The following is a 15,530-nucleotide window of genomic DNA, read 5'->3' on the forward strand; positions in this document are numbered from 1 at the left end:
CTTATTATCGTTGTTATTTATAGGGGAGACTTACTGCCATAGAGTATTTAATCTAACCCTAAAGTGGCGTCGACTCAATCATCTATCTTGGATGAAAACAACGCAAAGGTGTTTTGGTTCAAGACATCTGTGGCTCAGTGCTTTAAAATGAGTGCCCTTTGAATGATGATGTTGTTAATGGATACTCCGATTTCGACCAATATTGCGTCCTCAGATGTGTTGACGACAGAGCAAGATGTACTTGCAGCGAGCTTGCAGCAAGTTTTTGGTTATCGTGCCTTTCGTGAAGGGCAGCGAGAAGTCATTGAGCAAAGTTTACAGGGCCAAGATACCTTAGTGATTATGCCTACCGGTGGCGGCAAAAGTATGTGCTATCAATTGCCTGCTATTGTGTTGCCTGGTGTGACCGTGGTGGTGTCGCCATTAATTTCGTTAATGAAAGACCAAGTCGACAGTTTACTGCAAAGTGGTGTGTCAGCTGCTTATCTCAATTCATCTTTACCGCGTGAGCAAAGTGCTGAGGTGTTACGTAAATTACATGCTGGTGAGATTAAATTGTTGTATGTCTCTCCAGAGCGACTTTTGCGTCCTGATTTTATTGAGCGTCTGCAATCGGTTGATGTTTCAATGTTTGCAGTTGATGAAGCCCATTGTATTAGCCAATGGGGCCATGATTTTAGACCTGAATATGCGGCATTAGGGCAGTTAAAAGAATATTTTCCTTACTTACCTTTAATGGCCTTAACTGCAACCGCAGATCATGCCACGCGTTTGAGTATTTGCGAGCGCTTAGGGGTAACCCCTTATACCTTGTTGTCGAGTTTTGACCGTCCAAATATCCGTTATACCGTGGCTGAAAAGCTTAATGCGGCTAATCAATTACGTCAGTTTCTAACTATTCAAAATGGCACTAGTGGGATTGTGTATTGCAGCAGTCGTCGTCGAGTTGATGAGGTGGCCGAGCGTTTACGCTTACAAGGATTTAATGCTCAAGCATACCATGCCGGTTTGAGCCAGGAAGAGCGTGGTAACGTTCAAGATAAATTTCTAAAAGATCAAATCGATATTGTGGTGGCTACGGTGGCCTTTGGCATGGGGATTAATAAATCTAACGTACGCTTTGTGGTGCATTACGATATTCCTAAAAGCATTGAAGCTTATTACCAAGAAACAGGCCGTGCAGGCCGCGATGGTTTAGATGCAGAAGCTTATATGTTATTTGATCCTGCCGATATAGGCCGGGTTAGGCATTTGATTGAGCAATCTGAACCTGGGCCTCAACAACAAGTCGAATTTCATAAATTGCATACCATGGCAGCATTTGCTGAAGCGCAAACGTGTCGTCGCCAAGTGTTGTTAAACTACTTTGATGAAGTGGCATCAAAACCTTGTGGTAACTGTGATATCTGTCTTGATCCACCCAAGCGATATGATGGTACTGAAGATGCGCAAAAAGTACTGTCTTGTATTTATCGTTTACAGCAACGTTTTGGTATCCACCATGTAATTGAAGTATTGCGCGGTTCAAAAGCGGCCAACATAGTGGATAGAGGCCATGATAAGTTATCGACATGGGGCATTGGTAAAGATAAATCAACTGAGTTTTGGCTCAGTGTTATCCGCCAATTAATTCATTTAGGTTTGATGAGTCAGGATATTACCCGCGGCTCTGCAATTAAGCTTAACCCTGCCGCAAGACCAATCCTTAAAGCTGAGTTATCGCTAATGTTAGCGGAACCTCGGATTCAATTGATTGATGTAAAGCGCAAACCCAATGGACGTGCACCGCAACAGTATGATCGTAAGTTGTTTGCTCGATTAAAATTACTGCGTCGCGAACTAGCTGAGAAAAATGACATTCCACCCTATTTAGTCTTTAACGACGCAACACTCGCAGAGATGTGTGCGATGCTGCCCACAAGCCCTGGCGAGATGCTCGCGGTAAATGGTGTTGGGCAGATTAAGCTTGACCGATTTGGTGGCGAATTTTTAGATGAAATTTCTGATTATTTGACCAAAGGTTAGTGATTTAGTTTTCATCATTAGAACTGTTTTTCTCTTGAGATTTTATTTTATTTAATTGATTTAATACTGCTTTTTTAACGAGTACTTCAAAAGTATCAAGTTGTTGTAAACTCGCCATACCAATATTTACTTTGAGCTCGGATTTCCATTCACCAAGTACTTGCTCTATTTGGGTTATGACTCTTGCCGCCCCCACTGACGATGCGTGTGGCAAGATAATAATGAGTTCATTAGTATTATGCCGAAACAATTGGTCTTGCTCTCTAAGTGTATTTTTGAGCCGCGGAATAATAAAGGGTATATCCTCAATATTGTTATTACTGATATTAATCAGTAGCATACTTAATTGATAGTGCCCTTGTTTGGCATTATCTAACATATTGTCTATACGGTGCTGCTGGCTTTCTTCTTGAGCATTCACATTATTGAGTCGCTGTGGTTTACGGGCCAAAAATAGGACTAATCCAACAGACAGTAACAAAATCATCAAGGCGGTAATGGTTAAATTTTGATTGATGTTGCTGACAGGTTTCTCTGGTGGTGTACTGGCTTCACTTTGTGCTGTTATTCTGGCTTTATACTGCATAAAGTGGGCATTGTTTAACTTGGCCGCAGCTTGTTTAGCGGCACCAAAACGCTGCACCTGAAATTGATAAGCCGATTCAAATTGATTTTGTTCAGCGTAATATTGACTGATTATCTGGTTAAACTCCTCTAAATCCGAAAATTGCTCAAGTTCAGTGGCTTGCTCAATAATTTCATTTAGCAGTGACAAGGCTTGGTTGTCTTTATGTTGTGCAAAATACACTTTGGCTAATGTACGCTTGATGCGCATGACGTAAATAGGCTCTTGGTATTTAGTGAATAGTTCTATGCTTGATAATGCGAGTTTTTCGGCGATGGTGTAATCACCAACATACAAATGAATTATCGCAAGCAAAGCATATTGGTTTGCCAAATCTCTTTCAGAGTCTATATTTGCACTGACACTTTCTGCTTTATTTAAAAAATATAGTACTTTGGCTTTATCATTTAGCGCTATGTTTATAAGCGCTAAATTGAGAGTTACTGTAGATTTTATTTTTCCAAAAAAAGAAATATCTTTATAAGCTGCTTCGGAAAAATGCAGTGCCTCTACATAATCACCCATAGAGAAAAATACATTAGATATTTCTGATTGTATAAATGAAAGCGGCAACAAGTACCAATGCTGAAATTGGTTTTGTGCTTCATCATAAATATCTAAGGCAAAACGCAAGTCTTCAATGGCCGAATTATAATTTTCTAGGCTAGTATTTTGTCTACTTCTGGCATAAAGGCTGTTTACAATCGCTTGTTTTTCAGAATAACGCTTGGCTAATCGTAACGCTTCTTCGGTGAGTTGTTGTTCTTGTAGCGTGTTGCCAAGGCTTTGGTGTGCATCGGCTTGGCACTGTATAAAGTAAGGGCGAGCGGTATCGTATTTAAACTGTCTGGCCTTCATTTCCCCTTGTTTTGCCAAGGTGATTGCCTGATTAAACTCACCAAATTCCAGCAAATTAAAGCAATGAAGTAGTGTTAAGCGCAGAGCATTTATATCGGTTAGTGGTTGTTTAGCGTGTTGTTGCTCGAGTGAATCAATGAGTATTTTGGCGTTTGCAGATCTTTGAGTATTAATATTGCTGATCACATCGAGTTGTTCTCGAGCGCTCAGTTGTTGAGTTTCGGCAATGATATCGGCTGAGAGTAATAAACGTTGCGATGGTTGAGCCAAAACTGCCGTAGTCGCTAAATATAGTGTGAGGCCAAAGATTAAAGCAAAAATGCGACTAAAGTTATATTCAATACTCTTTTTCGACAACATCATCGTCATATATCTACTTAACATGGGGTGATAGCAGTATACGATTATTTATATCCAGATACATAAAAATATAATCGATGCAGCAACTTAGATTGATGTTTATTTGCACTTTGAGAGGTAAGTTCATTAATTGAAAGCGAATCAATATTGGCTGATAATGTCGCTGGTTAACTGTAATGAAGCACTAGTACGCTATCATCTTTTTCACGTTGACCAAATTAGGGTTGACACAGAAGGCTGGTCGCGTTACATATTAGGCATAGACATATTTTGTACGTCAATCATTTAGCATAATTAGTTATTAAAAGTGAATACTAACGTCATGAATACACAATCAGCTTTACTCGGACTCCTTCTCCTCTCACGCACATCCTGCGCGGAGTCCTTTGTGTTACATGTAAAATAATTCATTAAACATACACAAACCCCGCGCTAATTGTCGCGGGGTTTTTTTTTAGCCCTTTTGAAATGAAGCCGTTGTGTACCTCGCAGCTAATTCAAATAAACATGATGGTCGATGGAGAAATTCGATGTCCAATAGAGTCATAATCTTTGATACTACCTTACGTGATGGTGAGCAAGCATTAGCAGCCAGTTTAACCGTTAAAGAAAAGCTACAAATTGCGTTGGCTCTAGAGCGTTTAGGTGTAGATGTAATGGAAGTGGGTTTTCCTGTTTCTTCTCCGGGCGATTTTAAATCGGTGCAGACCATTGCTAAAACCATTAAAAACAGCCGTGTGTGTGCGCTATCTCGTGCACTTGAAAAAGACATCGATGCTGCAGCCCAGGCTTTGTCGGTTGCCGATCAATTTCGAATTCATACCTTTATCTCTACTTCGACCATTCATGTTGAAAGTAAATTGAAGCGCTCTTTTGATGATGTATTAGAGATGGCCGTTAATGCGGTTAAATACGCCAGACGATTTACAGATGACGTTGAGTTTTCATGTGAAGATGCTGGTCGCACACCAATCGATAATTTATGTCGTATGGTTGAGGCGGCGATTAAAGCCGGTGCTCGTACCATTAATATTCCTGATACCGTAGGTTATACAGTGCCAAGCGAGTTTGGTGGCATTATCCAAACCTTATTTAATCGGGTTCCTAATATCGATCAAGCCGTTATCTCGGTTCATTGTCATGATGATTTAGGCTTGTCGGTGGCCAATTCAATTGCTGCAGTTGAAATGGGCGCCCGCCAAGTTGAATGTACTATTAATGGTATTGGTGAACGTGCCGGTAACTGTTCGTTAGAAGAAATCGCCATGATTCTTGCAACTCGCAAAGATTTGTTAGATTTAGACTGTGGTATTAATGCCAAAGAAATTCACCGCACCTCATCGCTAGTGAGTCAATTATGTAATATGCCGATCCAAGCCAATAAAGCGATTGTGGGAACCAATGCATTCTCTCATTCATCGGGCATTCATCAAGACGGTATGCTTAAAGCCAAAAATACTTACGAGATCATGACACCAGAAAGTATTGGCTTAAACCGTAATAATTTGAACATGACTTCACGCTCTGGTCGCCATGTGATTAAACATCGCATGGAAGAAATGGGTTACCAACAAACTGACTATGACATGGACAGTCTTTACGAGCAGTTTTTGACCTTAGCAGATAAAAAAGGCCAAGTGTTCGATTATGATTTAGAAGCATTGGTATTCATGGAGTCGCAAGCGCAAGATGACGATAAGTACCAGCTTCAGCACATGATGGTGCATTCTGATTCGACTGAAGGTGTCGCCACTGCCACGGTACGTATTGCGGTTGATGGCAACGATATTACTGAGGCTGCTACGGGCAATGGTCCTGTTGATGCAGCTTATAATGCCATTGCACGCGCAACAGAGCGTAAAATTAATATCACTAATTACAAGTTAAGCGCGAAAGGCGAAGGTCAAAATGCGCTTGGGCAAGTTGATATTACCGCAAAATATAATGAACAAATGTTCCACGGCGTTGGCTTAGCCACAGACGTCGTCGAAGCATCAGCTCAAGCGTTAGTACATGTGATGAACTTAGTGTACCGCGCAGATAAAGTGGCTGACTTTAAACAACAGATCCATAAAGAAAGGGAGTTAGGCGGCGTATGAGTTATCAAATAGCAGTTTTGTCGGGTGATGGTATTGGTCCTGAAGTGATGGCTGAAGCGCGTAAAGTGCTCAGTGCTGTTGAGACACGTTTTGGGCTGGATATTCAATACACCGAATTTGATGTCGGCGGTATTGCCATTGATAACCATGGCTGTCCTTTACCTGACGCGACTTTAAAAGGCTGCGAAGCCGCGGATGCGATTTTATTCGGCAGTGTCGGTGGCCCTAAGTGGGAAAATTTGCCACCAAACGATCAACCTGAACGCGGCGCATTATTGCCATTGCGCGGACACTTTGAGCTATTTTGTAATTTACGCCCAGCCAAATTACATGACGGCTTAGAGCATATGTCACCGCTTCGTAGTGATATATCAGCCCGTGGTTTTGACGTGTTGTGTGTCCGTGAATTAACTGGTGGTATTTACTTTGGTAAGCCGAAAGGGCGCCAAGGTGAAGGAGATGATGAAGAAGCCTTTGATACCATGCGTTATAGCCGTCGCGAAATTAGTCGTATTGCTCGTATTGCTTTTGAAGCCGCGCGTGGACGTAAAAATAAGGTGACTTCGGTAGACAAGGCCAACGTATTAGCCTGTTCAGTATTATGGCGCCAAGTGGTAGAGGAAGTTGCTAAAGACTTTCCGGATGTCACTTTAGAACACATCTATATTGATAACGCGACTATGCAGCTATTACGTCGTCCTGATGAGTTTGATGTGATGTTATGTTCTAACTTGTTTGGTGATATTTTATCAGACGAAATTGCCATGTTAACTGGCTCTATGGGGTTATTGTCTTCGGCAAGCATGAATAGCTCTGGTTTTGGCTTATTTGAACCTGCCGGTGGCAGTGCGCCAGATATTGCTGGCCAAGGTATTGCTAATCCGGTAGCACAAATTTTATCTGCTGCATTAATGTTACGTCACAGCCTAAAGCAAGAAGAGGCGGCAAGCGCTATTGAACGTGCAGTGACAAAAGCATTGGCAAGTGGTTATCTAACCGGTGAATTATTGGCTGCAGACAAACGCAGCGAAGCTAAGTCGACAGCGCAAATGGGTGACTTTATCACCCAGGCAATAAAGGAAGGTGTGTAATGGCCCAAGTGACAAGTAAAACCTTATATGAAAAAGTGTGGGACTCACACATTGTTGCCAGCCCAGAAGGTGAAGCGCCAGTTGTGTATGTTGATCGTCATTTAGTCCATGAAGTCACATCACCACAAGCATTTAGCGGTTTAAAAGTGGCAGGGCGTAAACTCCGCGCGCCACAAAAAACCTTTGCCACGATGGATCACAACACCTCAACGCGCAGCGCCAGTTTAGATGCGTTAAGCCCAATGGCGCGTACTCAAGTTGAAACACTGGCACAGAATTGTAAAGAGTTTGGCGTGCGCTTGTATGACATTCATCATCCTAATCAAGGCATTGTTCATGTAATGGGGCCAGAGCTGGGGATTACCTTACCCGGTACTGTGATTGTGTGTGGTGATTCTCACACCGCGACCCATGGTGCGTTTGGTGCGTTAGCATTTGGTATTGGCACATCAGAAGTTGAGCATGTGTTGGCAACCCAGACACTACGTCAGTTAAAAGCCAAGAATATGAAAGTTGAAGTGCGTGGCAAAGTAACCGATGGCGTGACGGCTAAAGATATCGTGTTAGCGATTATCGGTAAGCTTGGCATGGATGGTGGTACAGGTTTCGTGGTTGAGTTTTGTGGTGAAGCCATTGAAGCATTAACCATGGAAGGCCGCATGACCTTATGTAATATGGCCATTGAAATGGGCGCTAAAGCTGGCATGGTTGCGCCTGATGAAACCACATTTAACTATCTTAAAGGTCGTGAATTTGCGCCTAAAGATGCAATGTGGGAACAAGCTGTTGCAGCATGGTCTGAGCTTAAATCTGACGCAGATGCTGTGTTTGATGTCGAAGTGGTATTAGATGCCAACGATATTGCGCCGCAGTTAACCTGGGGCACTAACCCTGGTCAAGTCGTTGCGATTGATGGTGTAGTACCTAATCCAGAAACTGAAACCAACAGCACCAATCGCACCAGTATGATTAAAGCCTTAGAGTATATCGGCCTGACGCCTGGCACTAAGATGACTGACATTAGCATCAATAAAGTGTTTATTGGCTCTTGTACTAACTCGCGTATTGAAGATTTACGATCCGCTGCTGTGCACGCTAAAAACCGTAAAGTTGCAGAGGGTGTTGTGGCGATTGTGGTACCTGGTTCTGGCCAAGTGAAGTTACAGGCAGAGGCAGAAGGTTTAGATAAAATCTTTATTGAAGCTGGTTTTGAATGGCGTTTACCAGGTTGCTCGATGTGTTTAGCGATGAATGATGACCGTTTAGAAGCTGGCGATCGTTGTGCATCAACCAGTAACCGTAACTTCGAAGGCCGTCAAGGTCGTGGTAGTCGTACTCATTTGGTGAGCCCTGCTATGGCAGCCGCTGCAGCAGTAGCTGGTCACTTTGTTGATATTCGCAAACCTTACTAAACCGAGAGAGGAGATAAACATGCAAGCATTTACTGCCCATACCGGTTTAGCGGTAGCCATTGATAGCGCTAATGTCGATACCGATCAGATTATTCCTAAGCAATTTTTGTCTAAAGTCACCCGTGACGGTTTTGGTGTGCACTTATTTCATGATTGGCGTTACTTGGATGACGTTGGCGATCAGCCTAATCCTGATTTTGTACTTAATCAGCCACGTTTTAAAGGCGCTTCTATTTTATTAGCACAAGAAAACTTTGGTTGTGGATCGTCGCGCGAGCATGCGCCATGGGCACTAGCTGATTTTGGCTTTAGAGTGATCATCGCGCCGACGTTTGCCGATATTTTTTACGGTAATTCGATTAATAACGGTCTGTTACCCGTTAAATTAACATCGGCACAAGTACAACAATTAATGGATGAAGTGGCAGCCAATGAGGGAGCAAAAATTACCGTTGATTTACAAGCTCTCACAGTTACGTCACCTTCAGGAAGCGTGTTTGATTTCACTATAGTGGAGTCTGCTCGACATAAGTTATTGAATGGTCTTGATGCGATTGGTTTGACGTTGTCATTTGAACAACAAATCAGTGATTATGAAACTCACATACCTGCCTGGTTCGCATAATCGGCTATTTCGGAATGTTTGAGAGTACCGTTTAAATAGCATGAACTATAAATTAACAGCCTCTTGATGATGTCATCAAGAGGTTTTTTTGTTTTTAATTGTAAACGTTTTTATGTCACTATTTTGTAATATAAGTACTGGGTGGACTTATTTTAGATGAATATCGTTAATTATTTAAGCTCACTAGTGTGCCATATAAAGTTATTTAACCTAATGTTTTTAAATGATAAAAAATAACTTTTCCTTATGTGATGTTAAATCAGTTTACAGCTATACCGCTTTTAGTTTCTTTTTTATAGCTGAAAATTAAAAGTTTGATCATGATCACAATTTTAAATTCAATCACTCACTTCTTGTTCCGTCTCTTTACGCAGTTGCAAAGCTTTTTTGGATCAGTACACTGGCGGCTTCATTTAAATCGAGTTTTTGCTCTATAAAAGTCGATTTATGCAGTTTGAAACTAAGACACAGAGAATCATAATGAAAAAAACAGTGTTAACACTGGCGATTAGCGCCATTGTATTTGGGGCAACAACTCAAGTGAACGCGGCAGGTTTTCAACTTGCAGAATATTCAGCAACAGGTTTAGGCCGTGCATTTGCTGGTGAAGCGGCTATTGCAGACAATGCGTCAACTCAAGCGCGTAATCCAGCCATGCTAGCTTATCTAGAAGGCCGCCAAGTATCAGCGGGTGGCATTTATGTTATGCCAAATGTTGATGTGGTTGGTGATGTCGGCATTTCTTCACCGTTATTAGGCTCAGAGCCATTAGTGATTGGTGCTGACGCATATGATGTTGCTGATAATGCATTTGTGCCAAACTTTTATTATTCAAACCAGTTGAATGATCAATGGACTTGGGGTCTAGCGGTTAATTCAAATTATGGTTTAGCAACAGATATTCCGGTAGCGGATGCAGCGGCTATTTTTGGCAGTAAAACCTCAATTACCACTGTCGAGTTTAATCCCAATGTTGCTTTCCGCATTGATGACTCATTCACTGTAGGTGCTGGCTTACGTGTTGTGTACGGTGAAGGTGAAGTTAGTGCAACCGCTCCAGGTTGGATTGATGCGATTAAAGCTAATCCTAATTTACCTGCAAGCATCAATGCACGCTTACCTTCAGGTGGTACAAATTTAAAGTCAATGGAAGGTGATGATGTTGGTTATGGGTGGAAAGCGGGCGCGAGCTGGCAAATTAACTCAGCTAACCGTATCGGTTTGGCTTATCACAGTAGTGTCGATCTTAAATTAGACGGTCATGTATCTGGTGTGGCTTATAACGGTGGTCAAAATATTGAAATCGAAGGCTACTTACCTATTGAGTTACCTGCATTTGCAGAACTTGCTTCTTATCACCAGTTAACCGAAAACTGGGCAATGCATGCCAGTGTTAATTGGACCGAATGGAGTGTGTTTGAGCAACTAGTGGCGTATTTCCCTGGTGATGTTAAGCCAGTAGGTGGCTTAGAGTCAGACGTAGTAAAAGAAGAGAACTTTAAAGATAACTGGCGTTATGCGCTTGGTACCACCTATACCCTTAATGACCAGTGGACATTACGTGCAGGTATGGCATTAGATACAACTGCGGTTGATGATCAGCATCGCACCACGACCATTCCAGATTCTGACCGTTTATGGTTCAGTGTGGGTACCGGTTATCAAGTCTCTAAAAATTTGAATGTTGATGTGGGTGTGACTTACATTCGCACTTATGGTGACGCACCCATTACAGAGACTCAGGGCCTACAAGATCTTGCAGCAGTTAGCTTCACTGGTGAAGCCACCGGTGATGTATGGTTAACAGGTGTGCAGTTAAGCTATAAGATGTAATAAGCTCTGCTAGTGTTGATATTTAAGGCCTCGCAGTTGCGAGGCCTTTTTATTTCTGATCTACAGTAAAATGATGAGGTTTTCTGTGAACGGGTGACAATTACTTGCATTAATTTTATATGTCGATGTACGATGTCACATTGGCTTATTAAGCAGATAAATCATATAAAAATAATAATGACAAAATGATATAGGAAATCAGATGGTTGCAAAAAAATACATTGTCGCGTTAGATCAAGGCACTACAAGTTCTCGTGCCATTGTGTTTGATCATCAAGCGAATATTGTCGCCGTGGCACATCGTGAATTTACTCAACATTATCCGCAAGCGGGGTGGGTAGAGCATGATCCGATGGAGATATGGTCTTCACAAAGTTCAGTTTTGGTTGAAGTGCTAACTCGCGCGGGCATTAGCCGTCATGATGTTGCCGCGATAGGGATTACTAATCAACGCGAAACCACGATTGTCTGGAACAAGCACACAGGTAAGCCGGTATGTAATGCAATTGTATGGCAATGTCGCCGCAGCCAGGCAATATGCCAACATCATAAAGCACAAGGTGCTGAAGATATGGTGCGCCAGAAAACTGGGCTGGTACTAGATCCATATTTTTCGGCGTCAAAAGTTGAGTGGATTTTAAACAATGTTGAAGGCGCTCGTGAACAAGCCGAAGCAGGTGATTTATTGTTTGGCACTGTTGATACTTGGTTGGTGTGGAAACTCACACAAGGTGAAGTCCATGTGACCGAACCGACTAATGCATCTCGGACCATGTTATTTAACATTCATGACCAGCAGTGGGACCAAGAGTTGCTTGATCTGTTTAACATCCCTCGGGCAATGTTACCTGACGTGAAACCGTCTTGCGCAATATACGGCTATACCGAATTGGCTGGCAATCATGTTCCAGTGGCGGGCATGGCTGGCGATCAACAATCGGCGTTATTTGGCCAATTGTGCATTGAGCCTGGGATGGCTAAAAATACTTATGGCACAGGGTGTTTTTTGTTAATGAACACGGGTGACAAAGCGGTAGAGTCTACCCATGGGTTATTAACGACCATTGCTATTGGCGCTGATACAAAGGTGAATTATGCCCTAGAAGGCTCGGTATTTATGGGCGGCGCGGTCATTCAGTGGTTGCGTGATGAGTTAGGTCTTATTGCCGATGCTTGTGACACCCAATATTTTGCCGACAAAGTAGATGACACTAATGGCGTTTACTTGGTGCCTGCATTTGTGGGTTTAGGTGCGCCTTATTGGGATGCCGATGCCCGAGGTGCCATTATTGGTTTAACCCGGGGAGCCAATCGGAATCATATTATTCGCGCAGCATTAGAAGCAATTGCATACCAGTCTCGTGATGTGCTTGATGCTATGAGCAAAGACTCTAATGTACCGCTAACACAAATTCGAGTGGATGGTGGTGCGGTAGCGAATGACTTTTTAATGCAATTTCAAGCCGACATTACTGGGGTAACGGTTATTCGTCCGCAAGTAACAGAAACCACTGCGATGGGAGCTGCATTCCTCGCTGGCTTGGCTGTTGGTGTATGGAAGTCGACCGATGAATTAAAAACCATGCTGTCTACCGAGCGGGAGTTTACCTCAACAATGGATATAGAGACTCGTGCAACCTTATATAAGGGCTGGCAGAAAGCTGTATCTCAAGTGAGCCCTAATGGTGAAGTTGGGTAAACGAAGTAAATATTACACTTCAATATCAATAAGCTGACTAGCGGTTTCTCCCCGAGTGGAGAATCGCTTATCCGTTTTCATTCGCCTCATTCGGCTACCTAGATTTTTTTTCTCATTAACCGTTCTAGGTTTGGCGCGTCTTTCTTGACGTGGCGCTTCCTGCCGTTGAATCGGCATTTTATGAGTAATGCTGGGGGGTAATTGTGACTGAGGCGCCTCGTGGCTGTCTGCACTTATCGCACTGGTATGTTTGACTTGTTCAACAATCCTCTTACGCTCACTCACTGCCTGTACAGGTCTAGCTAGCATGGCATAAATGCTGTCGATACTCATGTTGCTCTCCTGTGATGGTGAAATGAAGTTGGATGTTTATCATCATAACTGTTTATCGGCTTAATTTGATTAAAATTTAATCTTATTTAGATTTTGGATCGTTTAATTACCTCTTTCATACTCTTGGTTGACTGGCTCCCTGTTGGTATGGGTGTTATCAATTATGCTCATTTCATTATTTTTATCAGTTATTCAATGATGTACCAAGGGCAATAGAATAACGTTAACGTCGCGATGTTTTCCCATTTACGACCTCTAAAGGCATATTTCCGCGTCAATAGCTTATCTATTGCCTATTAATGCAACGAAGTTAACAGGACACAGCGTTGAGCAGATCGATATCGCTGTAGCGTAATTCCTTAAGTGATAACACTGCTTTTAACTGTTTATTGTTGAGTCATCATCACAGTACATCCCATTAAGGCATTAAGAATAATTAACTGTGATTGCGAGATGAATTGATAAAATGCCTGCCCTCAACATGCAGGGTTAATGTTATACATCGTGATGTTCTGCAATCGATTTTTGGTCGTTAATACTTAGGCATTGATGCTTAGTAATCGATGTTTAGCAGTTGATGTTTAGCAGTAATCTAATGATCAAAAGTTGTTTTAGCAGTGTTATTTAGCAGTGTTATTTAGATAGGCAATTTACCTGAGCAATACGATACAGAAGGTGAATAGAGAGGTGTTTTCGCCTCAATAATACTGATATTGAAGATGCTCGACAGGCATAAGCATAAAATAAAGAGCTTTTTTAAACGTAGAAAATCGACTCAGTCGACTATTTGTTGATTTTTAATGTGCTTAAAATTGAGCTGTTGAGCAATATTACGAGGTAAAGATGGAGCATTCGAACGATTAAATAACATTAATTAAAAAGATCGCGAGTCTATTTTAGCCGATAAAGTGACCGTTATGTCTCTGGTTTAACTCATTTACCCTGATTTTTAGCTGTTTTCCTATGACAGCTCTGTCATTCATCCCGCTTGATATTAATTTGCTGCTAACCCGCTTGGGGTCTGGATTTAATATATCTGTCCATTGCTTGACAACACTTGCATAGAGTCCCTAAACTTAGCATTTGTGGGAAGAAGTGGATCATTGTGGATCAAATGACAACATTAAGGGCTAAATAACGTGTTTCGTGGTGCCAGTGCAATCAACATGGATGCTAAAGGGCGGATCGCTATTCCAGCGAGATACCGTGATGCGTTACGTGTGGAGCATGCCGGTACTGTGATTATGACCGTTGATATTGACGCTGCTTGTTTGTTGATTTATCCGTTACATGAATGGGAGCAGATTGAAGCAAAGCTAAGATTGCTTTCTGATACCGATCCACTTGAGCGTTCCTTTAAACGAAAATTACTAGGTCACGCACAAGATTGTGAACTAGACAGCCACGGACGTATTGTGATTCCGCCGGCATTGCGAAGTTTCGCCAGTTTAGAAAAGAAAACCATGCTGGTGGGCTTACTGAATAAATTTGAATTATGGGAAGAGAGTGCTTGGCAGCAACAAATGGATGATGGCAATGCGCTCATTCAAAGCCAAGATTTAGCCAGCAATGAACGTCTGGCACACTTTTCACTGTAATGACCAAAAAGGTTAGAAGAACCCAATGAGCCAAGAGTTTGCCCATTTATCAGTATTATTGAATGAGACCGTTGATGGTCTCAATATCCAAAGTGATGGCATCTACATTGATGGCACGTTTGGCCGAGGTGGGCATTCGCGTCATGTATTAAGCCATTTAGGCGAAAATGGTCGTTTAATTGCAATTGATCGTGATCCGCAAGCCATTGAAGCTGCAAAACAGTTTGCAGATGATCCACGTTTTCAAATCGTACACGGTGGCTTTGGCCAATTAGCCGAGTATGTAGAGGAGCTTGGATTAACCGGTAAGATCAACGGCGTATTGCTTGATCTTGGCGTGTCATCACCACAGCTAGACGATGCAGAGCGTGGCTTTAGTTTTTTACGTGATGGTCCACTCGATATGCGCATGGACAATAGCCAGGGTCAAACTGCAGCTCAGTGGATAGCGCGTGCTGAAATTGAAGACATGGCATGGGTATTTAAAACCTACGGTGAAGAAAAAAATTCGCGTCACATTGCACGTTGTATCGCTGCCGATCGCGAAAAAACACCTTTTTTGCGTACCAAAGATTTAGCCGATTTAATCGCGCGCATCACTAAAAACAAAGAGCGTAATAAGCATCCTGCAACACGGGTGTTCCAGGCTATTCGTATTTATATTAACAGTGAATTAGAACAAATCGATCAAGCACTTGAAGGCGCATTAGCGGTATTAGCACCTCAAGGACGTCTATCGGTGATCAGTTTTCATTCGTTAGAAGACCGTATGGTTAAGCGTTTCATTCGCCGCCATAGCCAAGCTGAAAGCGTGCCATATGGATTGCCTATCATGGAAGCAGAGCTTAATAAATCGCGCAAATTAAAGGCGGTTAGTAAGGCACTAAAGCCTTCTGATGCAGAATTAGAGCAAAATCCACGTGCGCGTAGCTCAGTATTACGAGTTGCCGAACGTCTGGATTATTAACCACT

The 15,530-nt window shown here is 42.3% G+C and carries 11 protein-coding genes; 9 read left to right on the plus strand and 2 right to left on the minus strand.

Annotation, left to right across the window (positions count from 1 at the left end):
* The first annotated feature begins 177 nt into the window (after positions 1-177).
* Positions 178-2,025, plus strand: coding sequence for a DNA helicase RecQ (gene recQ / locus HNW13_RS19740; protein WP_192116157.1), 1,848 nt, complete (start codon positions 178-180; stop codon positions 2,023-2,025).
* A 4-nt stretch (positions 2,026-2,029) separates the two neighbouring features.
* Here the strand turns inward: recQ and HNW13_RS19745 are convergent, their stop codons facing one another.
* Positions 2,030-3,877, minus strand: coding sequence for a hypothetical protein (locus HNW13_RS19745; protein WP_192116153.1), 1,848 nt, complete (start codon positions 3,875-3,877; stop codon positions 2,030-2,032).
* A 521-nt stretch (positions 3,878-4,398) separates the two neighbouring features.
* Between HNW13_RS19745 and leuA the strand changes: the two genes are divergently transcribed.
* The 6 genes from leuA (at position 4,399) to glpK (ending at position 12,627) form a co-directional block, all read left to right on the plus strand.
* Positions 4,399-5,967 (plus strand): 2-isopropylmalate synthase, encoded by a 1,569-nt coding sequence (gene leuA / locus HNW13_RS19750; RefSeq protein ID WP_162024095.1) that lies wholly within the window; start codon positions 4,399-4,401, stop codon positions 5,965-5,967.
* On the plus strand, positions 5,964-7,058 hold the full coding sequence (gene leuB / locus HNW13_RS19755; protein WP_162024094.1) for a 3-isopropylmalate dehydrogenase: 1,095 nt from the start codon (positions 5,964-5,966) through the stop codon (positions 7,056-7,058). Before leuA ends, leuB begins: the two co-directional genes overlap by 4 nt.
* Positions 7,058-8,470, plus strand: coding sequence for a 3-isopropylmalate dehydratase large subunit (leuC, locus tag HNW13_RS19760; RefSeq protein ID WP_182744049.1), 1,413 nt, complete (start codon positions 7,058-7,060; stop codon positions 8,468-8,470). Before leuB ends, leuC begins: the two co-directional genes overlap by 1 nt.
* A gap of 19 nt (positions 8,471-8,489) precedes the next feature.
* Positions 8,490-9,095, plus strand: coding sequence for a 3-isopropylmalate dehydratase small subunit (leuD, locus tag HNW13_RS19765; RefSeq protein ID WP_182744048.1), 606 nt, complete (start codon positions 8,490-8,492; stop codon positions 9,093-9,095).
* Between the two features lie 480 nt (positions 9,096-9,575).
* Positions 9,576-10,928: an outer membrane protein transport protein gene (locus tag HNW13_RS19770; protein ID WP_101088512.1), complete on the plus strand. Its 1,353-nt coding sequence runs from the start codon at positions 9,576-9,578 to the stop codon at positions 10,926-10,928.
* Positions 10,929-11,130: 202 nt separating this feature from the next.
* Entirely contained in the window at positions 11,131-12,627 is a 1,497-nt protein-coding gene (gene glpK, locus HNW13_RS19775; protein WP_192116152.1) for a glycerol kinase GlpK, read from the plus strand.
* 12 nt (positions 12,628-12,639) lie between these two features.
* Here glpK and HNW13_RS19780 read toward each other — a convergent pair whose 3' ends face one another.
* Positions 12,640-12,960, minus strand: coding sequence for a hypothetical protein (locus HNW13_RS19780; protein ID WP_101088510.1), 321 nt, complete (start codon positions 12,958-12,960; stop codon positions 12,640-12,642).
* A 1,139-nt stretch (positions 12,961-14,099) separates the two neighbouring features.
* Between HNW13_RS19780 and mraZ the strand changes: the two genes are divergently transcribed.
* Positions 14,100-14,558: a division/cell wall cluster transcriptional repressor MraZ gene (gene mraZ, locus HNW13_RS19785; RefSeq protein ID WP_059746825.1), complete on the plus strand. Its 459-nt coding sequence runs from the start codon at positions 14,100-14,102 to the stop codon at positions 14,556-14,558.
* A gap of 25 nt (positions 14,559-14,583) precedes the next feature.
* Entirely contained in the window at positions 14,584-15,525 is a 942-nt protein-coding gene (gene rsmH, locus HNW13_RS19790) for a 16S rRNA (cytosine(1402)-N(4))-methyltransferase RsmH (RefSeq protein WP_101088509.1), read from the plus strand.
* Positions 15,526-15,530: the final 5 nt, after the last annotated feature.

It is taken from the genome of Shewanella sp. BF02_Schw (genome assembly GCF_014596695.2).
Classification (GTDB): Bacteria; Pseudomonadota; Gammaproteobacteria; order Enterobacterales; family Shewanellaceae; genus Shewanella.

What these genes read in the sequence shown, in the direction of transcription:
- HNW13_RS19770 (WP_101088512.1), top strand. Translation starts at nt 9,576, where the DNA reads ATGAAAAAAACAGTGTTAACACTGGCGATTAGCGCCATTGTATTTGGG.
- leuB (WP_162024094.1), top strand. Translation starts at nt 5,964, where the DNA reads ATGAGTTATCAAATAGCAGTTTTGTCGGGTGATGGTATTGGTCCTGAA.
- leuD (WP_182744048.1), top strand. Translation starts at nt 8,490, where the DNA reads ATGCAAGCATTTACTGCCCATACCGGTTTAGCGGTAGCCATTGATAGC.
- glpK (WP_192116152.1), top strand. Translation starts at nt 11,131, where the DNA reads ATGGTTGCAAAAAAATACATTGTCGCGTTAGATCAAGGCACTACAAGT.
- HNW13_RS19780 (WP_101088510.1), bottom strand. Translation starts at nt 12,960, where the DNA reads ATGAGTATCGACAGCATTTATGCCATGCTAGCTAGACCTGTACAGGCA.
- rsmH (WP_101088509.1), top strand. Translation starts at nt 14,584, where the DNA reads ATGAGCCAAGAGTTTGCCCATTTATCAGTATTATTGAATGAGACCGTT.
- leuC (WP_182744049.1), top strand. Translation starts at nt 7,058, where the DNA reads ATGGCCCAAGTGACAAGTAAAACCTTATATGAAAAAGTGTGGGACTCA.
- HNW13_RS19745 (WP_192116153.1), bottom strand. Translation starts at nt 3,877, where the DNA reads ATGACGATGATGTTGTCGAAAAAGAGTATTGAATATAACTTTAGTCGC.
- leuA (WP_162024095.1), top strand. Translation starts at nt 4,399, where the DNA reads ATGTCCAATAGAGTCATAATCTTTGATACTACCTTACGTGATGGTGAG.
- recQ (WP_192116157.1), top strand. Translation starts at nt 178, where the DNA reads ATGGATACTCCGATTTCGACCAATATTGCGTCCTCAGATGTGTTGACG.